The sequence below is a fragment of the Algoriphagus sp. NBT04N3 genome (genome assembly GCF_019443765.1).
Lineage (GTDB): Bacteria > Bacteroidota > Bacteroidia > Cytophagales > Cyclobacteriaceae > Algoriphagus > Algoriphagus ornithinivorans.
The window spans coordinates 1718110-1741894 of record NZ_CP048415.1; the positions used below are offsets into that span (position 1 = coordinate 1718110).

The following is a 23785-nucleotide window of genomic DNA, read 5'->3' on the forward strand; positions in this document are numbered from 1 at the left end:
TGAATTAAGTAAGTCCCAACAAATCAGTGACTTGAACAGCAATCAAATCCAAAACAAATACAACCAAAGAAGCTACAATCACTGCAGTTGTAGCAGATTGGCCTACCCCTTCGGTTCCCTTTTTAGAATTATATCCTTTGTAACAGCCTATGATTCCAATGGCAAATCCAAAGAAAAAGGTCTTGATCAAGGATGGAATTAGATCCCCAAAACTCAAAGCTTCGAAGGCCTGATGCCAAAATAAATTCCAGCTTATATGTCCTCTAATGTTAACCCCAAGATATCCTCCACAAAGCCCAATGGCTATTCCAACACTGGAAAGAATAGGTACCATCACTGTGGAAGCAAGTACTCTGGTTACCACGAGATATTTAAAGGGATTTGTCCCGGAAACTTCCATGGCATCAATCTGCTCCGTAACTCGCATGGAACCCAGTTCAGCGCCCATTCCAGAGCCAATTTTCCCAGCGCAAATCAAGGCCGTAATGACAGGTGAAATTTCGCGAACAAGAGATACAGAGACCATGGAAGGTAAAAGAGTTTCAGCTCCAAACTCTACCAAAGTAGGCCTAGATTGAATCGTGAGCACCAAACCCATGATAAACGCGGTAATTCCAACCAGGGTCAATGTTTTATAACCAACCCAAAAACATTGGTTTATAAACTCCTCCCATTCTTGTTTGGGCTTGGTTACAGTTTGAAAAAAGCGTGCCGTGAACTGGGCAATTTCACCCACTTCCCTAAAAAATGCATTATCAATTTGCTTCAGTAGTTTCACAGTTCCCACCTTCAGTCCTTCTCCAATTTGGCGAAAATCTGACTAAGATCAATACAATGATCTCAAGTGAAAGCATGATCTTTATCATATTTGCAAATAAAACCCTAAACACGGAAGTCTCTGATTTTGAGAGTTTATTGAGCAAGAAAATCTATTGAACTCAATTCAATAACCGTCTCAGGTATTGCCCGTAGCCGCTTTTTCCCAATTTATCAGCAGCTTTTAAAAGCTCTTCTTTGCCGATAAACCCTTGTCTATAGGCAATCTCTTCAATACATCCGATTTTTAATCCCTGACGTTCTTCAATAACTTCCACAAATTGCGCAGCTTGAAGTAGAGATTGATGGGTCCCTGTATCCAACCAGGCCGTTCCCCTATTCAAGATGGCTACTTGAAGAGCTCCCATTTTGAGGTATTCATTATTGATATCAGTGATCTCCAACTCCCCTCTTGGGCTAGGTTTGATGTTTTTGGCAATTTCAACCACTTTGTTATCATAAAAGTATAGGCCAGGTACCGCAAATTTCGATTTAGGCTTTGCTGGTTTTTCTTCTATACTGATGGCTTTGTTATTTTCATCAAATTCCACCACTCCATATCTTTCCGGATCATTGACATGATAGGCAAAAACAACACCTCCATCAGGATTGGTATTTTCCTGTAAAGTTTTATGCAAGCCCGAGCCATAAAATATATTATCCCCCAGAATCAAGGCCACTTTTTCATTTCCAATAAACACCTCACCAATGATAAATGCCTGCGCTAATCCATCTGGAGAAGGCTGAACTGCATATTCAAATCGGCAACCTACCTGAGAACCATCACCCAATAATTTTTGGAAAGCCTCGGAATCATCAGGAGTGGTGATAATTAAGATTTCCCGGATACCGGCCATCATCAGAACTGACAAAGGATAGTAGATCATGGGTTTATCATAAACAGGCATCAGCTGCTTACTCACAGAGATTGTCAAAGGATAAAGTCGAGTTCCTGACCCACCGGCCAAAATAATTCCTTTCATAGCTACAAATTATTTTCAAATAGGTTGAAATCAAGCTTTTGGAAAAAGAGCACTTCAATTTGATTTTCCTCGAAACAGATTTCAGTTTATGAATTATGACAAATAAAAAACCTTCTGATCAAGAAGGATTATTGGAAATACAAACTAGATTGAGGCATAAAGCTACAATTAGCTGTTCTGATAATAAAATTATCAATGAAAATCCTGCTGATTTCTTTAGGTACTCGAGGCGATATTGAACCATTTCTCGCTTTAGCTGAGGTTTTCTCGAAAAGAAATATCGAGGTTACCTGCCTTTTTCCAGAGCAGTTCAAATCAGAGGTTCAAGAACTTGGTTATAAATTTTTAGCATTTGATCGAAGGTTTCTTGAACTAATCGAAAGCCCAACTGGCAAAGACTTAATGGGCGGTGGAAAATCTGCTTGGTCTCAGCTAAAAAACTACTTTAAGCTTGCCAAAGAATCCATCTCGCTCCAAAAAACATTATTGAATCAACAGAAAACCAGTCTAGCCCAAGTAGCTCCAGATCTGGTTTTTTTCCATCCCAAAGCACTCTATTATTATCTCATAGCGCGCTTAGAACCCAAAAAATATATCTTGGTCTCTCCTATTCCATGTATTGTTCATCCCTCAGATGAATATCCTCATATGGGTTTGGCAAAATGGAATATCCCTAAACGATTTATCCGAATATCATACAATTGGGTCAATCAAGCCAGGTATTTTGTCATGAAGCTCACCATGAAAAACGAGCTGAAAGAATTGGGATTATCAAAATTGACTACGGGTCAGCTTCGTGAATTTGAGCTCAAGGAGCTAAAAACATTTTATGCTTTATCTCCAACCTTATTTCCAAGACCCGTTGATTGGTCAGATTCTGCTCAGATAGTTGGGTATTTCAAAAGAAATCAAGAATCCGTTTATCAAGCAGATTCAAGGTTGTTGGCATGGCTAGCAAAATACCCAAAACCTGTTTTTCTGACATTTGGCTCAATGACCAACCCTAAACCTGAATTTTTTACTCAACAATTTATAGAAGCTCTTGTCAAACTTAAAATTCCAGCAATCATCAATTGTTCATGGGGAGGTTTGACCGAGCTTACAGGTACACCGGATTCCATATTTTTTGTCAACCATATCCCTTATGATTGGATCTTCCCAAAAATGTATGGGGTTATTCATCATGGTGGATCAGGCACTACCCACCAATCCGCCATCAATGCTTGTGTTCAATTGATCATTCCGCACATCATGGATCAATTTTTTTGGAACAAGGTCATTCAAAGCAAAGGATTAGGGCCTTTAGGAATCTCAATTCATCAATTTTCTCAACAAAAACTGGAAGAAAAGCTTTTGGATTTCTACCAAAATCAAGTTTACAAGTTGAATGCTAAGCATGTTGCTGAAAAAATGAAAAACGAGGCAAATGAGAATAATTTGATAGATTTGGCATTTCCAAAATGACTTTTCTAAATGAAAATCCATCCCTTAATCCCGAGTATTCTCTTGGCAGTAAGTATACAATCTTGCGACTTCAGTTCTCCCATTACATTTGAGCCTTCCAGCTTGTCACAATATGAGCCTGAATATCATTTTATTCCCCCATCTGGATGGATGAATGATCCCAATGGTATGGTATATCAAAATGGTACCTATCATCTATTTTATCAATATTATCCAGATAGTACTGTTTGGGGTCCTATGCACTGGGGACATGCGACTTCAGCTGATCTCCTCTCTTGGAAGGACGAGGGAATAGCTCTCTATCCTGATAGTTTGGGGTATATTTTCTCAGGTAGCGCGGTGTTGGACGAATCAAATAGCTCAGGATTTGGAACTGAGTCAAATCCTCCCTTAGTAGCAATCTTTACCTACCATGATATGGAAAAAGAAAAAGCGGGGGAATTAGAATATCAATCTCAAGGGATTGCCTACTCTTTGGACAATGGGAAAACTTGGACTAAATATGAAGGAAATCCTGTGCTTCCTAATCAGGGAATTAAGGATTTTAGAGACCCAAAAGTTAGTAGAATTCAAGATTCAGCAGGCAATTGGAAGTGGTTGATGACTTTGGCTGTATTGGACAGAATCCAATTTTTTGAGTCAAGTGATTTGAAATCCTGGACGCTTTTAAGCGAATTTGGTCAGAGCCTAGGAGCACATGGAGGAGTTTGGGAATGCCCGGATTTAATCCCCATGAAAACCCCCTCAGGTCAAGAAAAGTACGTGCTTTTGGTGAGTATCAATCCTGGCGGACCACAACAGGGTTCTGCAACTCAATATTTCATCGGAGATTTCAAAAATGGAGAATTCATTCCAGATGATGAATTGATTCGTTGGCTGGATTATGGGCCTGACAATTATGCGGGGGTTACCTGGTCAAATATTCCTTCAGAAAGGAAAGATCCTCTATTTATAGGTTGGATGAGTAATTGGCTATATGCTCAGGTCGTTCCAACAGAAAAATGGAGATCCTCTATGACTATCCCACGAGAGTTGAATTTATTTCAGGTTGGAGACAAACTTTTGGTTCAATCACAACCGGCAAAAGAATTAGAGTCCTTGAGGAAAAAATCTTACTCTATTTCCTCCTCGGAATCTGCCCTCCCTTCAGTAGCAACAGAGATAACAGCTGAGATCGAAAATCCTGAATCATTCAGCCTAACCTTAAGCAATGAATTAGGAGAAAAAGTAGTGATAAACCAAGAAATGGGGTTGATTAATATAGACCGCAGTAATTCAGGAAAAGTGAATTTCCATCCGGATTTTGCAAAGACTTTTTCGGCGCCAATGAGTTGGGAAGCCAAGTCAATTAGGATTTTTATAGATGCGCATTCTATTGAGCTATTTATCAATAATGGGGAAATTGCAATGACTACCTTGGTATTACCTAACTCTCCTTGGAAAAATGTGGAAGGCATCCAAGGGTTGGAAAATGTTAAAATATATGATTTGAAAAAATAAGTTGGCTTAGCTATTGCAGATGCGATATTTATTGTTGAACATTTGCGAAGTATTCTAAGATATATGAACAAAAGGCTTGCAGCGTCTATGATTTTCCTGAGTTGGATTTTCGGGCTGTTAGCCTTTTTTCAGTTCCAACCAGTACAAGCTGAATCCTCTCATTCAAAGCAAGAGATTTATGCTTATCCCCTTTCGGATTCCAATTTCGATAACTCTTTAGCTCAATCAGTTCAAGTTGAAGTGCCTAGCTTCAAAGTTGACTGGAAGCTTTATGGAAAATTGAATGCTTCAGGAGTCCATATTCAAGTCAAATCCCTGCTTTCTTCTCCGTCCGAGAAAGGACTTCCAGAAAAAAGCAGCCCCCTATTTGACGTCAAAAAAACCTTTCTGCATTTTTTCTACACTTGGTAGTAGATTCTGAATAATCGCCCTTTTTACAAATTCAGAATTTACAAAACCAAAAAAATCATGATCGACATAGATCCAGTGACACTTATTGTGTCCGCAATTTGCATGGGTGCATTTATAGCTCCTCTTGCCTACCAAAATTTTAAAGTGAAGTCATCAGAAAGTCTTCTTCAAAAGAGCTTTCTTGAGATGGCTCAGCAAAACGGAATCCAGCCTGAAATTCAGGAAAGATGGAGAAATCATTACCAATTAGGCTTGGACCCTAAATCCAAAAAACTCATTTATCATAGATACGGCGCCTATCCAAGCCAAAGTATCATTGACTTATCCGGGATTTCAAAAGTCACCTTGGATGAAAAAAACCACATGGTTCAGGTGAAAAAGGAAAAGCGGGTTATCATCGATTACCTAGCACTTCAATTTCACTATAAGGATCCAAATCATCCAACAAAATCCTTGGAAATCTACGATGGGGAGTTGTTTTCAGACTTAGCTGGCGAAAGAGTATTAGCTGGTAACTGGAAAACCCTATTGGAAAAAACAATTCATTCATAATTCAATTCGGGAGGGGGATTCCCCTCCTTATTTTACGATTAATGGCTAAAGCAATTGATTCTTGGGGGTCCAGAACCGGACTGATACTTGCCATGGCAGGAAATGCAGTAGGTTTGGGTAATTTCCTGCGATTTCCCGTTCAGGCAGTACAAAATGGAGGCGGTGCCTTTATTATTCCTTACTTGGTTTGTTTTTTCCTGATGGGTATTCCACTCCTTTTCGTGGAATGGTCTATAGGAAGATTTGGGGGAAAATCCGGTAATCACAGTACACCCTACATCTTGGACTCCATGAGTTCCAAACCAATATGGAAGTACATTGGAGTATTTGGAATCTTCACTAATATCGCTGTTGTAGCCTATTACACCTACATAGAATCCTGGACCTTTATGTATGTAATCCATACAGTTATTGGTTCATTTACTGATTTGACCAAAGAACAAATCAATGATTTCTTTCTGCTGTATGTCAATTTGGAAGGTTCTGATTTCGGAATTCCCCTGCTCCCACTGTGGATTTACCTTTTAGTATTGGGAATCAACGTGTATATTCTTTCAACTGGTTTGGGTGGGATTGAAAAGGTGGCAAAGATAGGAATGCCTCTTTTGATTGCATTTGGAGCTATACTAGCATTTAAAGGTTGGACCATGGGAAGTAACTATGCAAGTGATGCCTTTCCTGATGCAAATGCATGGGATGGAATCAATTTCTTGTGGACACCTCAATACGGCAGCCTTTTGGATCCAAAGGTTTGGATGGCAGCAGCTGGTCAGATATTCTTCACATTATCGGTCGGAATGGGGTCCATTCAGTGCTACGCTTCTTACCTGAAAGCAAATGAAGATATCGCTCTTAACTCGGTTACTGCTGGGTTTACCAATGAATTTGTCGAAGTAGTTTTAGGAAGTGCTATCGTAATTCCTATTGCAGCAGGTTTCTTAGGTTTGGATTGGGTTTTGGAAAATGCAGGCTTTGGCATGGCATTTCAAACTATGCCTTACTTATTTCAGCAATGGGGTGAATTATTTGGAGTTTTAGCTGGGCTTTGTTGGTTTGGCTTATTGTTCTTTGCAGGAATTACCTCTTCCCTAGCCATGGGTACACCTTGGATGGGCTTTATGCAAGATGAGTTTGGATGGAGTAAGGTAAAAGGAGCTTTATCTTTTGGAATCATGGTCATGATAATGGGAATTCCTACCGTACTATTTTATAAATATGGTTATTTCGACGAATTCGATTACTGGGCCGGAACAGTCAGTTTGGTAGTATTTGCCTTACTGGAAACCATTTTGTTTGTATGGGTCTTTGGAATGGATAAGGGATGGAAAGAACTAACCACAGGTGCGGATATCAAAATTCCGACTGTCTACAAGTTTATCATGAAGTTTATTACTCCTGCTTTACTTTTGATTGTGTTTGTAGGGGCCTTATTTACACCGGAAAACAATGATTGGTCTACCGCACTTCAAAATCTTTTTTCAGGAAATTCATGGAATCTTGATCCTAGCTCAATTATCAGTAAGCTCTCTCATGAAAACTTGGATATAGAATTACAAGCCCATCCTGAAAACCTGGAAAAGATTGAAAAAATCAAGCTGTTTTCAAATACAGCGAGAATTCAGTTGGTTCTTTTATTCTTAACAATCATTGGATTTGTCTATGTTTCTCACCGTAAAAGATTAAAAAAATGAATCCTGAAGCTCTAATTCTAGCCATTCTGACCCAGGGAAGTATTCTTTTTGTGACAGGATTTTGCTTTTATCTGATACTAAAAAAACCTAATAGTAAATAAGTCAAATTCAAAATTTACTTTGGTTGCTAGCTGAATTTTCAGTTCTTTTTGGTAATATGATATTCGTATTACCAAATTGATTTTTCCATGTCTGAGAAGCAACTCAAAAAGGAATATTCCAATGGAGAGGTAACCATCACTTGGGAGCCCCATAAATGTATCCATTCTGCCAACTGTGTGAATGGCTTACCTTCAGTTTTTGACAATACCAAAAAACCCTGGATAGATCCCGAAGGATCTAGTACAGAAAAAATTGTGGAACAAGTTCAAAAGTGTCCCTCGGGTGCTCTGGGTTACTATTTTGAAAATGAATCTTCCAAAGGAAATGTGGAAGTAGACAAAGAGCAAATTGTCGAAGTCATGAGAGACGGTCCACTGATGGTGTATGGAAATATGACCGTCAAAATGGCGGATGGAACCACCAAAAAACAACATAAAGTCTCGGCTTTTTGCAGGTGTGGCGGAAGTCAGAATAAACCATTTTGTGACGGAACGCATAAGAAAATTGATTTCAAAGGCTGAGGAAATCCATGCGAAAGGTATTAATTATTTTTGCTCATCCTAAATTTGAACACTCAGATATTAACTTTCAGTTAATCAATGCAGTAAAGGATCTTGAAAATGTTACAATCAGGGATTTGTACGAGTTATATCCTGACTTTAACATCAACATTCAAGAAGAGCAAGAAATACTGTTTGAAAATGAAGTGGTAATCTTCCAACACCCTTTTTATTGGTATTCCTGCCCTCCCTTGTTGAAGCAATGGATTGACCTTGTATTAGAGTTTGGATGGGCTTATGGACCAGGTGGTGTTTATTTGAAAAATAAATATTTACTGAACGCCATCACATCCGGAGGATCTCAGGAAGTGTATAGTCATGAGGGTAGAAACAGGTTTACGCTAGAGGAGTTTTTGAGACCATTTGAGCAAACTGCCTATTTATGTTGGATGCGATATTTGCCCCCTTTCCACATAGGAGGTACACATCAAATCCAAGTCGATGAATTGCAGAGGAAGGCAAGAGCCTATAGAGAGCTTGTGCTACAATTAAGAGATGAGAAAGAAATAAGCATTCCTTATTTACAAAAAACCTAGGCTATGAATGGATTTTTGATCAATGCTATCATTTTTATCGTAGCTGCCATAATCTGCGTTCCTATTGCTAAAAGATTGGGAATGGGCTCAGTCTTGGGCTATCTGATCGCAGGGATTTTAATTGGCCCCTACTTATTGGGCTTTATTGAAGATGGAAATCAAGGTCAGGACATCATGCATACCACCGAGTTTGGGGTAGTGATGATGCTATTTTTGATTGGGTTAGAGTTGGAACCCAAAAACCTATGGAAAATGAAAGACCTGATTCTAAAAGTCGGTCTTTCACAAGTATTAATCACTGCGGCCCTAATTTTTGGAATCTCGATCCTGATTGGCGTCAATTGGCGTGTTGGTTTGGCAGTTGGACTTTCTATGGCACTTTCATCCACTGCTATTGTTTTGCAGTCTTTGAAAGAAAAACATCAAATGGACAGTAATTCTGGGAGGATGTCTTTTGGTGTTTTGCTCATGCAAGACATTGCAGTTATCCCAATTTTAGCCGTATTGCCCTTATTGGTAGTGGCAGGAGCCGAAAAGAGCGCAGACTCGGGGCATGGAGGATTCTTGGAACATCAACCGGGCTGGGTTCAAACCTTGATGATTTTTGCCGCTATAGGTTTAGTGATTCTGATGGGAAGATATGGCTTTGGCCCTATTCTAAACTGGGTATCCAAAACCAAGCTTCGGGAATTATTTACAGCATCTGCATTGCTCATTGTTGTGGGAATTGCATTTTTGATGGAGTTAGTAGGGCTTTCTCCTGCACTCGGAACATTCCTGGCAGGTGTAATCTTAGCCAATTCACCTTATAAACATGCATTAGAATCTGATTTAGACCCTTTTAAAGGATTACTATTGGGATTATTCTTTATGGCTGTGGGAGCAACTATCAATTTTGAATTGATTTCAAGTAATGCCTCAGTCATTATTTCCTTGACTTTGGGTGTGATGCTGTTGAAAGCTTTAGTGCTTTTGGTCATTGGAAAAGTGAGAGGTTTGAGTATTCCTGAAAATCTCAGCTTTGCGTTTGGATTGGCTCAAGTTTCCGAGTTTTCTTTCGTAACCTATGCATTTGCCTTGCAATTGGGGATTTTTGCAGCTTCTACATCTGATTTTTTGATAGCGGTTACAGCATTGACCATGACCCTGACGCCCATTGTGATGTTAGTGATTGATAAATTAATCATTCCTAAGCTTCGGGAAAAAGAAAGTAAAAATGAACGGGAAGCCGATACCTTCTCTGAAAAAAATAAGGTCATCCTTGTAGGATTTGCTCATTTCGGATCAACACTCGGAAGATTTCTTAGGGCAAATGGCATAGAAGCCACTGTTTTGGATTTTAATCCTGATCAAGTGGACTTGTTGAGAAAAATGGGCTTTAAGGTATTTTATGGAGATGCTACAAGACTAGATCTTCTTCATTCAGCAGGTGCAGAAGAAGCGCAAATTCTGATTTCAGCGATTAATTCCAGTGAAACCAACAGGAAGTTGGTGGAGCTTTGTCAGGAACATTTTCCTCATTTGGAAGTCATGATTCGGGCTAAAAACAGAAATGATGCTTATGAAATGATGGAAATGGGCGTTGAACATATCTATAGAGAGCATTTGGATACTTCCATTCGAATGGGTGAAGATGTCTTAAAAAAGCTAGGGTTTAGAGCTCATACCATACATCGCTTGGCAAGCCAATTCCGAAAATACGATGAAGATGCCTTGAAAGTATTATTCCAGTATAAAAATGACCGGGAAGAATACATATCCAAAGTAAAAAAGCAAATCGAGCAACAGGAACTTTTATTATCAGGCGAATTGAGCAAAAAATTCTCCTTGAATGATCAGGCCTGGGATAGCGAACCGATGAAAAATAGATGATAAAAATAAATTAAATCATTTTCTAGATTAAAGTTACTAATTAATTGATTTTTAATCTTTTATAAATATATAACGATCGAATCATAGTATTTATCTATCGTCTGATAAGGAAGCATTTTTTTTTGTCCTTTTCTTAAAAAAATTTAAAGCTTTGAATTTAAAGTAAACTATTTCTAGTCGAAATTGATTTATTACAATGATCTAATAATAAGATTATTGAGTTTTCACCGTTCGAAGTAGCATATGAATAAGTTGCTACGTCATGTGTGAAAATCGCCTGACGATCATTTCTTAGATTTTTCAGATCTACATATAAGAACTAATGAACCAACAATTTAAAATTCTAAAAAAAGCTGCGGAGGTATTTCATTCTTATGGCATCAGTCTCCATGGCCCTAGAAAGAATGATCATTTCATTCAAAAGCTAAACATGGACCCCATTTTTATTAATGGGTTGATTTTTGAATTGGAATATCAGCTTCAAGTTTACATTCAGGAAGAAAAACTGAGAACTGCATGTACTCCTAAAGAATTGATTCGGCTATTTTTGGAAATACCACAAGAAAACTAAAAGGCTTCGGCCTGTTTTTTTATTTCAATTTATACTAAATCCACTTTTTAATCGTGAATAAATCAGCCCTGATAAGTATTCTGATTCATGCCTAAATATTTTCTTCTCTCCTGTTGCTTTTACCTTTCCTTGATTTCTACTTTCGCTCAAAGCTGGTCCTCAGCAGATTACTCAAAATTTGATTGGAAATCATTTTACAAACTATCAACCGCTCATCAAGAGCTAAATCTTTCCGATATAGATTACCCTTTATTACATGCAGCTATTTTTTATGTGAGCAATGAATTTAGGGAGAGAAATCGCTTGAAGCCTTTTATTTACTCAGATAGAATAGAAAGACTTTCTGCCGATCATGCAGCGGATATGGTGAAGTATAATTTCTATGGCCATTTTAGTAAAATAAGAAATAAGCGGACATTGAGGGACAGATTTCAGATTGTTGGATTAAATCCATCAGGAATTGCAGAGAATATCAGTAGCACGGCTGCTATCCAATATGAATATGGAAGAAAAGTAAATCGGCCACAAAGTCCCGGAATCTTCACATATATGTCCAACAAAAGAGAAGTAATTCCCAATCATACTTACCTGAGTTATGCCAAAGCTATTCTGCAACTTTGGATGGACTCTCCCGGACATCGAGCTAATATTTTAAATCCAGGATTTATATACATGGCAGCAGGATCAGCGGTTTATCCCGAAAGGAGTTTTTACAATATGCCTTACTTCATGAACGTGCAATGCTTTAGCGGGCGCTAGGCATAGATACGCCAAATGTCGTATGGCGTTTATATTAGGAAAGAATGAGCTTTGAATACACATTTAAACTTTCAAGCTATGAAATTCAAAGCCTTATCTTTTATCATCCTAGTAGCAGGATTATCGTTTTTTTCTTCCTGCGACGGAGACTCAGAAAATCCATTAGAACAACAGCAAAGCAATCCTGTACCTCAACCGGGTGATGCGGACGGAGTAATGGCAGCTATCAAAGCAAAATCCAATACCCCTTCAGGCACTCCCTCTGTTCCTGGTATGCCTGATATTTTATTGGATGTTGCATCCGCTAACTTTTACAGTACTTCGGGAGGCAGCTCTTTGGTGAATGTTGGCGAGGTCATGTTGAACGATTTCAAACTTCAAAATATCAGCGGAAATACTTATATCAATAATTTCACAGATATCACTTTGGGAATAAATTCAGGCCAAGCCAATGGCTGGAAAGTGGCTGGAGCAAATGGTTTTGATGGCTTTACTCACACGACCGCCAAGGTAATGCCGGGGGTGGTAAAGTTTGCGAGTAATCAAAGCGAAACAATTAGTATCTCTAGCTCAGTCACACTTTCCATCCAATCAGTTCCTTCAGGAGTTGACAACATACTTTGGGTGATTTCAGATGGCAGTAAGGTTGTTACCAAAGAAAGCAGGGCTACTTCAATTACCTTTTCCACTTCAGAATTATCAGGCATGAAAACCACCGGCCAAGGAATCATTCAAGTAGCTGCTTATAATAGTGAAAGCAGAACCATAGGAGGTAAAAAAATCTACTTCATCAACGAAACTGTTGACAGCAAGTTTGTTACCTTAAATTAAGTACTCAAAAGACCTGTCGGGGCAATAAGTCCCGGCAGGTCTTTAAACAGCCACTTTTTTCCAATTCCCCTTTTTAAATAAAAACCATGAAACCACAGCATGGAAGGAATGCGCGAATGCAATGGCAATAAAAATCCCCAAATATTCTAATCCCATCGGGAAAGCCAAGAACCAGGCTAAGGGAATTTCCAAAAACCAGAGCACTCCAATATTGATATATGCGGGAGTTTTGGTGTCACCAGCTCCATTGAAAGCTTGAGTTAATACCATCCCAACTGCAAAAAACACATAACCCAGAACAATCACCCATAAGCCTTGTGCTGCTATGCTTTGAACTTCCGGTATATCCGTAAAAAGGCCTGCCAGTTCCTTTGAAAAAATTAAATAGATTCCAGTCACTGAGGCCATAAATATTACGCAATATCGAGTTGTCAACCATACTGCTTGTTCAGCTCTTCCAATTTCTTTGGCACCTAAATTTTGACCTACTAAAGTAGCTGCTGCTCCGGAAAGTCCCCATGCAGGTAAGATGGTAAAAATCAATACTCTCATGGCTATGGTATACCCTGCCAAGGCCGTTGACCCAAATTCAGCATTCATCCTGGTCAAAGCCAACCAAGATACTGAGTCAATCAAAAATTGACCCATCCCTCCTGCTGCGATATCCAGAATTTTTCGAATAGTCTTCCATTTGATTTTAATATTTCTGGAAAGAATGTGTAGCCTGTGTTTCCCGTTGAAGAGGTGATATAATTGGTAAAGCACGCCAAAACTTCTTCCCATAGTGGTCGCTATTGCAGCTCCTTCAAGTCCTAACCCATCCCATGAACCAATTCCAAAAATAAATAAGGGATCCAGGATGATATTAAAACCATTGGCAATCCACAAAGATCTCATGGCATGGTGAGCTTGTCCAGCACCACGAAAAGCTCCATTGATCAAGAATAAAAGCATGATGGCACTATTTCCGATAAAAATTATTCGGGCATAATTGGCTCCAGTCCGAATGACTTCTTCTTCAGCTCCCATGAGCATCAGTACTTCTTTGGCAAAGATCCAGCCCAGAATCCCCAAAATCAAAGAAATCATGACTCCAACAACCAGTAATTGAAACGCTGCGTCCCCTGCTTTTTCATACTCCTTCTCTCCAAATCTCCGTGAAATAAGTGCTGTGGCAGCCATGCTGATTCCAAACCCAACAGCATAAACCAAAACGATAACAGACTCAGTCAATCCAACTGTTGCAATGGCACTTTCACCGAGTTTGGCCACAAAAAAGATATCCACTACCGCAAACAAGGACTCCATCATCATTTCCAATATCATCGGAATAGCTAGAACCATTATTGCGGTTTTGAGAGGCAAAACGGTAAAATCTTGCTCTTTACCCAAAATTGCGTCTTTGATCAACTGAAAATTCATGGAAATTTGCCTCGAGAAATTGAAAGAAAAGCAAAAATAGAGGATTCAATTCAAAGCAGATTCATGTTAGGACATCTTCAATTGAATTTTCAAAAATTTAGACTTCACTTCTTTATGGAGAAAACAAAGTATTTTTGTTTGAAAATGAACTGAACATTCAATGCATCAGTTTATTTGTCACTTGTAATCGAATGGACCTTGAATCCATTAATTGATGCAGCTATGAATAAAAAACCAAGAGTAGTCGTCGGCTTATCCGGAGGTGTGGATAGTTCAGTGGCGGCCTACCTGCTGCTAGAGCAGGGTTATGAAGTCATCGGCATGTTTATGAAAAACTGGCACGATGAATCAGTCACCATCTCCAATGAATGTCCTTGGATGGAAGATTCCACAGACGCAATGCTTGTTGCTGAAAAGTTAGGAATCCCATTTCAAGCCATTGACCTCAGCGAAGAATATCGGGAAAGAATTGTGGATTACATGTTTGCCGAATACGAAGCAGGCCGAACTCCCAATCCGGACATCCTTTGTAACCGAGAGATCAAGTTTGACATTTTCTTAAAAGCAGCTCAAAAACTGAAAGCAGACTTCGTTGCTACTGGACATTATTGTCAAAAAGGAAGTGTTGAAGTTGATGGAAAACCTGTTTATCAACTATTGGCAGGTGCAGATCCCAATAAAGATCAAAGTTATTTTCTTTGTCAGCTTTCTCAGGAGCAGTTAGCAAAGGCATTATTCCCGATAGGACATCTTCAAAAGTCAGAAGTTAGGGCCATCGCTAAAAATTTGGATCTTATCACAGCCGAAAAGAAAGACTCTCAAGGCTTATGCTTTATCGGTAAAGTGAGACTTCCTGAATTTCTTCAGCAACAATTGAAACCCAAAAAAGGAAAAATCATTCAAATCCCTGATAATCTAGCGGTATTCAATCGTTTAAAAATTCCTGCAGGAGTAACATTGGAGGATTTAGATACTGATGAATTGGATGCTTTAGCCCTTCCTGTTCACTATCAGGCTAACCAGGGAAAAGTCTTGGGAGAGCATAATGGAGCTCATTATTTCACTGTTGGGCAAAGAAAAGGCTTGCAAGTAGGCGGAACCGGCAAACCCTTATTTGTAATCGCCACAGATACTAAAGAGAATAATATCTATACAGGATTAGGCGATGATCATCCAGGATTATTGAGAAATGCACTTTTCGTTAAAGAAAAGGATATTCACTGGATTAGGGAAGATCTTGTATTGACCCCGGGTCAATCAGCAAAATATCAAGCAAGGATCAGGTACAGACAGCCTTTGACAGAAGCAACCTTGATAAGAAGAGAGAAAGGACTTTATGTCATTTTTGATCAAGCTCAGAAAGGGATAGCTTCAGGACAATTTGTTGCCTGGTACAATGCGGATGAATGTATTGGTTCAGGTACAATTTTCTAACTTCACGGCCGGTTTTATAGCCGGTTTTTTTTATGCATTTAGAAATAATTTTAGAGGACGATGACATCATCGCAATCAATAAACTATCTGGGCTTTTGGTTCATAGAACGGCATTAGCCGCGTCCGAGAAAAAAGAATTTGCAGTACAAATCTTAAGAGATCAAATCGGTCAAAGAGTTTATCCGGCCCATAGACTGGACCGACCTACCAGCGGCATCTTATTATTTTCAAAAAAAGAAGAAGTATTGCCTTTGCTAAAAAAGCAATTTGAAAATAAGACAGTTCATAAATCTTACCTCGCTATAGTTAGAGGTATTCCGGCTGAAAAGACTTTTACGGTTGATCAAGGCTTGAAAAACGAAAGATCAGGCAAGATTCAGGATGCTGTAACCCATTTTCAAGTCTTAGATAGCTCGGAAATTCCTTATGACACTACTGGACGATATCCAACCAGTAGATATTCTTTACTTTTAGCCAAACCAGAAACAGGTAGAACCCATCAGATACGAAGGCACCTAGCCCATAAAAGGCATTATATTTTAGGAGATAAAAAGCATGGAAACAATAAACAAAACAGCTTTTTTGAAAAGCAGTTTGGGCTTCAAAATTTATTGCTTCATGCACACAAGCTTGAGTTCAATCACCCAATCAGCAATGAAAAAATTACTCTGAAAGCTGAAATACCTGTACACTTTCGAACTATTTTGAAAGATTTGAATCTGAGTGATCAAGTATTGTAGCATTCTCAGATATCTTTTCTCCGATTTCCCTTATTTTGGAAGAATAAAATTACACCCTATGAATAAAAAACTCTTGGGATTTGGTTTAGCATTACTGCTGGCCAATCCTCTTTTTTCCCAAAAAGTAGCTATTGAAAAAGCATTTAATAATCAATCTGCATTAGAGGATTTCAGGTATTTAGCTTCAGATGAGTTAATGGGGCGAGATCCTGTAAGGCCGGAGATTGAACTTGCCTATAACTACATTGCTTCAGAACTTAAAAAAGCAGGAGCAAAAATGATCCCTGGGGCTAATGGCTATTTCCAGAATATTCCATTTAGAATGTCTTCTCCTCCAAGTACCGGACAGATCAAATTGGGCAAGAATACATTTGAACAAGGTAAAGATTTATTGGTCCTAGACGGGAAGTCCATTTCTGGATCCTATGAATTGGTTGATGTCGGTTTTGGTCTTGAAGAGGATTTTCAAGGAAAAGATTTAAAAGGAAAAATAGCAGTTTCCAATGTTGGCGCGCCTGATAGATTAGGTCCTGCTGATTTATTCGCCTTGGGTAGAGAAAAAACTGCCAGAGCTCAAGAAAGTGGTGCAATTGCCTTAATTGAGAGATTTAATGTACCGAGCGTACCATGGCAACTGGTTTCCAATTTCCTAAATAGACCAACTCTGGGAGTAGATCAAGGCGAAAGCTCTGAGCTCACCTATATCTGGATAAAAGACATGGACAATGGAGTTCGTTCAGCTATGGCAGATCAGAGCATCTCTAAAGCTGACTTGATGATATCTGGTAAAACCAATAAAAATATTGACGGGAAAAATGTTGTAGCTTGGATTGAAGGTACAGATCCTCAATTAAAAAATGAATATGTATTGCTTTCCGCACATTATGACCATGTGGGTGTAGGAAGACCTGATGCTGAAGGTGATTCAATTTATAATGGAGCAAGAGACAATGCTGTTGGAACCGTAGCAGTAATGAATGCCGCAAGATTCTTTGCAAAAAATCCTCCAAAACGGTCCATTCTCCTAGCCCTTTGGACAGCTGAGGAAAAAGGCCTGCTCGGTTCTGCTTATTTTGCAGAAAATCCATTAATCCCACTTAATCAGGTGATTTTCAATCTGAATATTGACAACGGAGGTTATAATGATACTTCAGTCATCACTGTAATTGGTCTAGGGAGAACTACAGGAGATGATCAAATTTCAAAAGCAGTCAGTGAATTTGGATTAAAAGCAATACCTGATCCTGCTCCAGAGCAAGGACTTTATGACCGTTCCGATAATGTGAACTTTGCCAGAAAGGGTATCCCCGCTCCTACCTTCTCTTTGGGTTTTCAAGCCTTTGATGATGAAATTCAAAAGTACTATCACAAGCCTGGAGATCATGTGGAGAATTTTGATTTGGATTATGCCATCAAGTATTGGAAGTCCTACATTTTGGCGGCACAGCTAATTGCCAATGATTCTTCTAAGCCAGTTTGGGTGGCTGGTGATAAATATGAAAAAGCGGGAAAAGACTTATATGGAAATTGATCCTTTAATTATTCAATCTGATTATCCGCAATCATACCAATTGCCTTATTTTCTTTGCTTGACCGTTTGGAAGACCGATGACCGAAGACCGAAGCTTCCGGATTCTGATCCTTATAGCAGACAATAAGCCGTATTTTTGTCAATACTGGTAAGAAAGCGGATATCCATATTATTCAATATTTTAATTAAAATTTAATTCTAAAAAAAAGCCCGAATTCAAGTTGAATTCGGGCTTTTTTTGTCCTCGTACAAAGGAGTCTTTTTAGTTTTAAAATAACATGCCCGCGATTGTGGCAGTCATCAAACAGGCAAGTGAAGCTGCCATTAAGGATTTCAACCCTAACCGGCTTAAATTTCCTTGCTGGTTTGGAGCAATGATAGAAATACCTCCCAATTGAATGGCTATTGAACTAAAGTTGGAAAAGCCACAAAGGGCATAAGTAGCAATGACAATTGATTTAGAGGAAAGAGAACCCATTTCCTTCATTTCTGAGAGAGAAAGATAAGCCACGAATTCATTGATCACTGTTTTTTGTCCAAGCAAACTTCCCACCTGCAAGGTATCAGACCATTCCACACCTATCACCCAAGCAAAAACCCGGAAGATCTGGCCAAAGATATATTCCAGAGAAAACCCTTGAAACTGTCCACCAGTTGAGCTTGCCACGAAGGAATTCAGACCTGTATATTCTCCAAGTAATCCAGTCAGTAAATAGTTGACTGCTGCAATCACGGCAATAAAAGCCAATAGCATGGCACCTACATTCAGAGCGAGTTTTAATCCCTCCGATGCTCCAATAGACATGGCATCTATCAAATTGACTCCCATACTTTCCTCATTCACTTCCAATTTATCTTGAACCAACTCCTTTTCTGTTTCAGGAATAAAGATCTTGGATAACACTATGGCTGCAGGCGCATTCATGATACTTGCTCCTAAAAGATAAGCAGCAAACTTACTTTGCTCTTCTAAGCTATCTCCTCCTAAGAAGGCTACATAACCTGCCAAAACCCCTCCGGCAATAGTTGCCATACCTCCTGTCATCAAGCACATTAGCTCAGATTTACTCATATGAGGAATAAAAGGTCTGACTAGTAATGGAGCCTCTGTTTGTCCCAGGAAAATATTTCCGGCAGCTGACAGACTCTCGGGACCCGAAAGCCTCATAGTGCGGGCCATCACCCAAGCAATGCCGAATACAATTTTTTGGAGAATTCCTAAATAATAAAGCCCTGCTGATACAGTAGAAAAGAATATGATGGTAGGAAGTACTTTGAATGCAAAAATAAACCCGAAGCTATCTCCTGCTAGATCACCGAAAATGAATCTTGCCCCATCTTCCGAGAAACTAAGAAACTTTACGAAACCTTCCGAAAGCAAGGCAAAGCCACTAGCAACGATTGGTACTTTGGTAATCAAAAAACCAAAAATCAACTGCAGGATGATACCTATACCGACTAACCTCCAGTCTATTTTCTTCTTATTATTTGAAAAAATAAAGGCCACCAATACAATGACCAATAGTCCGAAGACTCCTCTGATGTAATCCATGCGATCTAATTATCAAATCAAGGGCTAAAAATAGGTAAGTCAGAGGCAAGAAAAAAGTCCTGATTTCTCAGGACTTTCAATTTGCTTAATTTCTTTTATTTATTTCATCCCTGATTCTGGCTGCTTTTTCATAATCTTCATTATTAATAGCTTTTTCTAGCATCTGATTCAACTTATCCAAACTAAAATCCTTCAACGAAGGCTCTTTTTTGGAGGTGAATTTTTGGGTTGGTTTTTTTTGCGGAGAACTGCTTTCCTTTTCCTCAACTTCAAAATGCTCCACTGCGCCTTCAGACATGGCCTTTTCACTACAGTAAATAGGGCTTCCAAATCGAATAGCAATAGCAATGGCATCTGATGGTCGGGCATCAATTTCGGCGTCTATCAAGTCACTTTTACACTGAATTTTGGCATAAAATACGCCTTCCTTCATGTCTGTTATGACTATTCTATCAATGTCAAAATTAAAACCATGAGCAAAAGACTTGAAAAGATCATGAGTCATTGGCCTGTTGGGAATGATTTTTTCAATTTCCAAGGCTATGGCCTGAGCTTCAAACATACCAATCACGATAGGAAGCCTTCTTATACCACCTACCTCTCCCAAGACCAGGGTAAAGGAGCCTGATTGGGAATGATTGGACGAAAGGCCCAAAATCTCAAGTTCTATGAGTTTCTCCACAAAAATTTAAAGTTCTGCTTTAAGTGCTTCGTTTAATTTAGGAACGACCTCAAATGCATCTCCAACTATCCCATAATCCGCAGCTTTAAAGAAAGGAGCTTCTGGATCTTTATTGATAACTACAATACACTTGGAGGAATTTACTCCTGCAAGATGTTGAATCGCTCCTGAAATTCCTATTGCAACGTATAAAGAAGGTGCAACTTTTACTCCTGTTTGCCCTACGTGCTCATGGTGAGGTCTCCAACCAATATCAGAAACTGGCTTAGAACATCCTGTAGCAGCACCAAGCGTTTTAGCTAAATCTTCAATCATACCCCAGTTTTCAGGACCTTTCATTCCTCTTCCACCGGAAACTACGATGTCAGCTTCAGGAAGTAATACCTCACCTGTAGCTCTTTCAGTAGCAGTAATCTTGGAACCAAAATCAGAATCCGGAATATTCACTTCCAAAGATTCAACAGCCGCATCTGCTCCATCAATTTTAAGGTCAATGGCATTTTTCTTAATAGCTAAAATTTTGTTTGCAGTAGTTAAGCTAGTTTCAGCAAATGCCTTACCTGTATAAATACTTCTTTTAACTATATAACCGGAATCTGTATTTGGCAATTCTACTACATTAGAAACTAATCCTGCATTGACCTTAATGGCCAATCTGGCAGCAACAGCGTCTCCTAATGATGATTTCGCCAAAACCACGGTTTTAGACCCTGTTTTCTCAAATGCCTGGGCCACAGCAGTAGCATGAGCCTGAATCACCCCTGCATCCAATCTGCTATCCGATGCATGAAGTACTTTGGTTGCACCTGCTTTCCCCACTGAAGCCAATTCAGCCTGATCGACTGAACCTAATGCCACAGCGATTACTTCCCCTTCTCCTGTTTTAGCAGCTAAGGCACTTGCAAATGAAACAGCCTCAAGACTAGTTTTTTTGATTTTACCTTCTGCCTGCTCTATATATACTAATACTGACATAATTTACTGATTTAATGTAAGTTAAAAATAATTACTTAAAGTACCTTGGCATCGTTTTTCAACAATTTCACCAACTCGGCTACATTGTCTTTGTCAACCAATTTTACAGCACCTTTAGCAGGTGGTAATTGATACTTTTGAGTTTCGGCCTGAGTTTCTTCAGTCACTGGATCCACCACATTCAATGGTTTTGTTCTCGCTGACATGATTCCTCTCATATTAGGGATTTTCCATTCTGCAATTGGCTCCTGACATCCTGCAATGAGTGGCAATTGAGCTTCAAGCATTTCTTTCCCACCCTCAATTTCTCTAGCCATTTTTACAGTGGTTCCTTCCACATCTAATTTCATGACAGGAGAGAAAGAAGGCATTCCCAAAAGCTCTCCTACCATACCGTGAACCATTCCACCATTGAAATCGATTGATTCTCTACCCATCAAAATCAGGTCATATCCACCTTCTTTTGCATAATGAGCGATTTGTTTGGCTACAAAAAAGGAGTCTTTTGGATTTGAATTGACACGAATGGCATCATCGGCACCAATTGCCAAAGCCTTTCTCAAAGTTGGCTCAGTTTCAGCCTCCCCTACATTCAAAACTGTTAACTTACCTCCGGTTTGATCTCTTAATTCAACCGCTCGCGCTAAAGCATAGTCATCATAGGGTCCGATGATGAACTGAACTCCTGTGGTGTCAAACTTGGTATTATCGGCAGTAAACTGAATCTTGGAAGTCGTATCCGGCACATGAGTGATACAAACAAGAATCTTCATTGGTTTAGGATTAGATTATTTTAGATTTATTTGCCGTGAAAATAACAGTCAGACCTTAATTAAAAAAACAATTCATGCCCTATTTAGACAGGAAAAGCCTTTTAAAACAATATATTTCCGAAGAACCTAAAAATCCCTTCAATTGGTATGCATTGGCCTTGGAGCTACAACAAAATGAGCCAGAAGAAGCAAAATTGATTTTTGAAAAATTATTGCAGGAATTTCCTGACTATTTACCTACCTATTACCAGGCAGCTTTTCTTTTCGATTCCCTTGGTTTGCTAGATCAGGCTAAAAAAACTTTTGAAGAAGGCATAAACTTGGCGACACGCCAACAAGATCAAAAGGCAATCAAAGAGCTGAAAAATGCTTACCAAAATTTCTTGTTCGAAAATGATTTGGATGAGGAGATTTAAAAAAATTGATGCAGGGAAAGATTGTTTAAAGTTTAGAAAAACATACCAAGACTGACTAAAATCATATTTCCAAATTTGTATTAATAACTTATCAATCAGATATTTATACAAAGCAATCTGATGGTGCAATGGCTGTTTCTCATGAAAAAATATACGACTACTTTTTTCCCCTCTTGAAAGAGTCAGGAAAAAAATATCGAAAGACAAGTCTGGTCAAAGCCAAATTAGCCGAACCAGGTCAAGAAGTAATTACAAGGACTTCAGATGGAGTTGAAATTAAATGCAAAGCAACCAAAGGAGATTTATTGATTGAAAATCAAACAAGCACCGGAGAAGTTTACTTGATGAAAGGGGATAAATTTGAGAAGCGTTATCAAATGAAACAAGCCCTAGATAAGGGCTGGGCTGTATACCAGTCCAACTTTCCAATACAGGCTATCCAACTTGAAACCAGGCATTTAACTGATTTAGGGATAGATTCTGAATTTGAATTTGAAACTCCATGGCAAAACACCATGAAGGCCCTCAGAGGTGATTTCATAGTTCTCTCCAGTGATGATTCAGGCTTTTATAGAATTGCTCAAAAAGAGTTCTTGGAGACCTACAAGGCGGTTTAGGGCTTTAACACAATTTTTCCCATTTGCTTACCAGCCTTCATTCGATCAAAAGCTTCGACTGCTTTTTCAAAAGAGAAAACTTGGTCTACAATTGGTTCAATGGATTTTTCATTTACAAATGCCAACATTTGCTCAAAATCCTGATCTGAACCCATGGTACTACCCATGATTTTCAGTTGATTCCAAAAAATCCTTCTGGCTTCCAGTTTTCCGGGATTTCCTAAAGTCGCACCATAAAAAACTATTCTCCCTCCAGGATTAGCCACTTTAATCAGATCATTCAAACTATCACCGGCGGCACCATCAACGATCAAATCAAATCCACCAGCCTGTTCTAAGGCCTGATCAGTCCAGTTTTCATTTTTGTAATTGAAACCTGCCTTTACGCCTAAACCCAAAGCTTTTTGAATCTTATCTTCACTGCTACTACTCACATACACCTCTGCTTGAAGACCTATTGCAAACTGTGCCGCAAATTGTGCTACGCCTCCTCCAAATCCGGTAATCAACACTTTTTCACCTGCTTGGCAGTTTCCTTGATAAGTCAATGCCCTAAAGGCTGTTAATCCTGCCAAAGGCAAGGCCGCAGCTGATTCAAAAGACAAGTGAGAAGGCTTTGAATGCACTCTATCTGCTGGTACAAGCAATTCTTCGGCAAGTGTTCCATTTCCGGGCATTCCCAAGATTTGAAAGTCTTTGGATTGAACTTTTTGATTTTGACCCCAATTCAAAGCTGGATTAATGATCACCTCCTGCCCCACTTCAAGGCCCGAAACTCCAGCTCCCAATTCCGAAATAACTCCGGCTCCATCAGAACCCAAGACTACTCCGTTTTTTAAATTAGGATAAAGTCCTTGTCTGCACCATTCATCCCGATGATTCAAAGCAGCTGCCTTAATCTGGATTTTTACCTCTCCTGGTCTAGGACTTAGGGAGTTCAGACTTTTTAATTCAATTTTATCCTCTAATTCTCTAATGAGTACAATTCCTTTCAT

At 39.1% G+C, this 23785-nt stretch carries 24 protein-coding genes; 16 read left to right on the forward strand and 8 right to left on the reverse strand.

From position 1 onward, the window contains the following. Positions 1-4: 4 nt before the first annotated feature. Complete coding sequence (locus tag GYM62_RS07435; protein WP_219958938.1) at positions 5-778, reverse strand: ABC transporter permease; 774 nt, start codon at positions 776-778, stop codon at positions 5-7. A gap of 160 nt (positions 779-938) precedes the next feature. Further along, entirely contained in the window at positions 939-1799 is an 861-nt protein-coding gene (rfbA, locus tag GYM62_RS07440; RefSeq protein ID WP_219958939.1) for a glucose-1-phosphate thymidylyltransferase RfbA, read from the reverse strand. 195 nt (positions 1800-1994) lie between these two features. On the opposite strand from rfbA, the gene GYM62_RS07445 reads away from it, so the two are divergent. The 11 genes from GYM62_RS07445 (at position 1995) to GYM62_RS07495 (ending at position 12648) form a co-directional block, all read left to right on the forward strand. Beyond that, positions 1995-3263: a glycosyltransferase gene (locus GYM62_RS07445; RefSeq protein WP_219958940.1), complete on the forward strand. Its 1269-nt coding sequence runs from the start codon at positions 1995-1997 to the stop codon at positions 3261-3263. 9 nt (positions 3264-3272) lie between these two features. After that, on the forward strand, positions 3273-4763 hold the full coding sequence (locus tag GYM62_RS07450) for a glycoside hydrolase family 32 protein (RefSeq protein WP_219958941.1): 1491 nt from the start codon (positions 3273-3275) through the stop codon (positions 4761-4763). Between the two features lie 63 nt (positions 4764-4826). Then, positions 4827-5174 carry a hypothetical protein gene (locus GYM62_RS07455; RefSeq protein WP_219958942.1) on the forward strand — a complete coding sequence of 116 codons (348 nt, stop codon included), beginning with the start codon at positions 4827-4829 and terminating at the stop codon, positions 5172-5174. A gap of 57 nt (positions 5175-5231) precedes the next feature. Further along, on the forward strand, positions 5232-5726 hold the full coding sequence (locus GYM62_RS07460; RefSeq protein WP_219958943.1) for a hypothetical protein: 495 nt from the start codon (positions 5232-5234) through the stop codon (positions 5724-5726). Between the two features lie 41 nt (positions 5727-5767). After that, the gene (locus GYM62_RS07465) at positions 5768-7417 is read left to right on the forward strand and encodes a sodium:calcium symporter (protein ID WP_219958944.1); all 1650 of its coding nucleotides are present in this window, start codon (positions 5768-5770) and stop codon (positions 7415-7417) included. A gap of 188 nt (positions 7418-7605) precedes the next feature. Then, positions 7606-8040: a (4Fe-4S)-binding protein gene (locus tag GYM62_RS07470; RefSeq protein WP_219958945.1), complete on the forward strand. Its 435-nt coding sequence runs from the start codon at positions 7606-7608 to the stop codon at positions 8038-8040. An 8-nt stretch (positions 8041-8048) separates the two neighbouring features. Beyond that, the gene (locus GYM62_RS07475; protein ID WP_219958946.1) at positions 8049-8615 is read left to right on the forward strand and encodes an NAD(P)H-dependent oxidoreductase; all 567 of its coding nucleotides are present in this window, start codon (positions 8049-8051) and stop codon (positions 8613-8615) included. A 3-nt stretch (positions 8616-8618) separates the two neighbouring features. Next, positions 8619-10487 carry a monovalent cation:proton antiporter-2 (CPA2) family protein gene (locus GYM62_RS07480; RefSeq protein WP_219958947.1) on the forward strand — a complete coding sequence of 623 codons (1869 nt, stop codon included), beginning with the start codon at positions 8619-8621 and terminating at the stop codon, positions 10485-10487. 322 nt (positions 10488-10809) lie between these two features. Beyond that, on the forward strand, positions 10810-11058 hold the full coding sequence (locus tag GYM62_RS07485) for an acyl carrier protein (RefSeq protein ID WP_144605737.1): 249 nt from the start codon (positions 10810-10812) through the stop codon (positions 11056-11058). An 87-nt stretch (positions 11059-11145) separates the two neighbouring features. Then, the gene (locus tag GYM62_RS07490; RefSeq protein ID WP_219958948.1) at positions 11146-11817 is read left to right on the forward strand and encodes a CAP domain-containing protein; all 672 of its coding nucleotides are present in this window, start codon (positions 11146-11148) and stop codon (positions 11815-11817) included. Positions 11818-11895: 78 nt separating this feature from the next. Beyond that, a complete protein-coding gene (locus tag GYM62_RS07495; RefSeq protein ID WP_144605735.1) occupies positions 11896-12648 on the forward strand; it encodes a hypothetical protein in 753 nt (250 codons plus the stop codon). A 42-nt stretch (positions 12649-12690) separates the two neighbouring features. Here GYM62_RS07495 and GYM62_RS07500 read toward each other — a convergent pair whose 3' ends face one another. Continuing rightward, entirely contained in the window at positions 12691-14070 is a 1380-nt protein-coding gene (locus GYM62_RS07500) for an MATE family efflux transporter (RefSeq protein ID WP_219958949.1), read from the reverse strand. Between the two features lie 222 nt (positions 14071-14292). On the opposite strand from GYM62_RS07500, the gene mnmA reads away from it, so the two are divergent. Genes mnmA through GYM62_RS07515 form a run of 3 tightly spaced genes read left to right on the forward strand, consistent with a single transcriptional unit; the run spans position 14293 to position 17775 of the window. Beyond that, positions 14293-15504 carry a tRNA 2-thiouridine(34) synthase MnmA gene (mnmA, locus tag GYM62_RS07505; RefSeq protein ID WP_219958950.1) on the forward strand — a complete coding sequence of 404 codons (1212 nt, stop codon included), beginning with the start codon at positions 14293-14295 and terminating at the stop codon, positions 15502-15504. A gap of 32 nt (positions 15505-15536) precedes the next feature. Next, positions 15537-16244 carry a pseudouridine synthase gene (locus GYM62_RS07510; protein WP_219958951.1) on the forward strand — a complete coding sequence of 236 codons (708 nt, stop codon included), beginning with the start codon at positions 15537-15539 and terminating at the stop codon, positions 16242-16244. Positions 16245-16302: 58 nt separating this feature from the next. Then, positions 16303-17775, forward strand: a complete 1473-nt coding sequence (locus GYM62_RS07515; RefSeq protein WP_219958952.1) for a M28 family peptidase — start codon at positions 16303-16305, stop codon at positions 17773-17775. Positions 17776-18043: 268 nt separating this feature from the next. On the opposite strand, the gene GYM62_RS07520 is transcribed toward GYM62_RS07515, so the two are convergent. The 4 genes from GYM62_RS07520 to GYM62_RS07535 form a co-directional block, all read right to left on the reverse strand. Next, positions 18044-19327, reverse strand: a complete 1284-nt coding sequence (locus tag GYM62_RS07520; protein ID WP_091650557.1) for a NupC/NupG family nucleoside CNT transporter — start codon at positions 19325-19327, stop codon at positions 18044-18046. Positions 19328-19412: 85 nt separating this feature from the next. After that, positions 19413-20009: a bifunctional nuclease family protein gene (locus GYM62_RS07525; protein WP_091650554.1), complete on the reverse strand. Its 597-nt coding sequence runs from the start codon at positions 20007-20009 to the stop codon at positions 19413-19415. Between the two features lie 6 nt (positions 20010-20015). Further along, positions 20016-20984 (reverse strand): electron transfer flavoprotein subunit alpha/FixB family protein, encoded by a 969-nt coding sequence (locus GYM62_RS07530; RefSeq protein ID WP_219958953.1) that lies wholly within the window; start codon positions 20982-20984, stop codon positions 20016-20018. Positions 20985-21019: 35 nt separating this feature from the next. Further along, positions 21020-21757: an electron transfer flavoprotein subunit beta/FixA family protein gene (locus GYM62_RS07535; protein ID WP_144602324.1), complete on the reverse strand. Its 738-nt coding sequence runs from the start codon at positions 21755-21757 to the stop codon at positions 21020-21022. Positions 21758-21831: 74 nt separating this feature from the next. On the opposite strand from GYM62_RS07535, the gene GYM62_RS07540 reads away from it, so the two are divergent. Next, positions 21832-22173 (forward strand): tetratricopeptide repeat protein, encoded by a 342-nt coding sequence (locus GYM62_RS07540; protein WP_219958954.1) that lies wholly within the window; start codon positions 21832-21834, stop codon positions 22171-22173. Positions 22174-22301: 128 nt separating this feature from the next. After that, positions 22302-22790, forward strand: coding sequence for a hypothetical protein (locus GYM62_RS07545; RefSeq protein ID WP_219958955.1), 489 nt, complete (start codon positions 22302-22304; stop codon positions 22788-22790). Here GYM62_RS07545 and GYM62_RS07550 read toward each other — a convergent pair. Then, positions 22787-23785: a zinc-binding dehydrogenase gene (locus GYM62_RS07550; RefSeq protein WP_219958956.1), complete on the reverse strand. Its 999-nt coding sequence runs from the start codon at positions 23783-23785 to the stop codon at positions 22787-22789. The genes GYM62_RS07545 and GYM62_RS07550 overlap by 4 nt on opposite strands.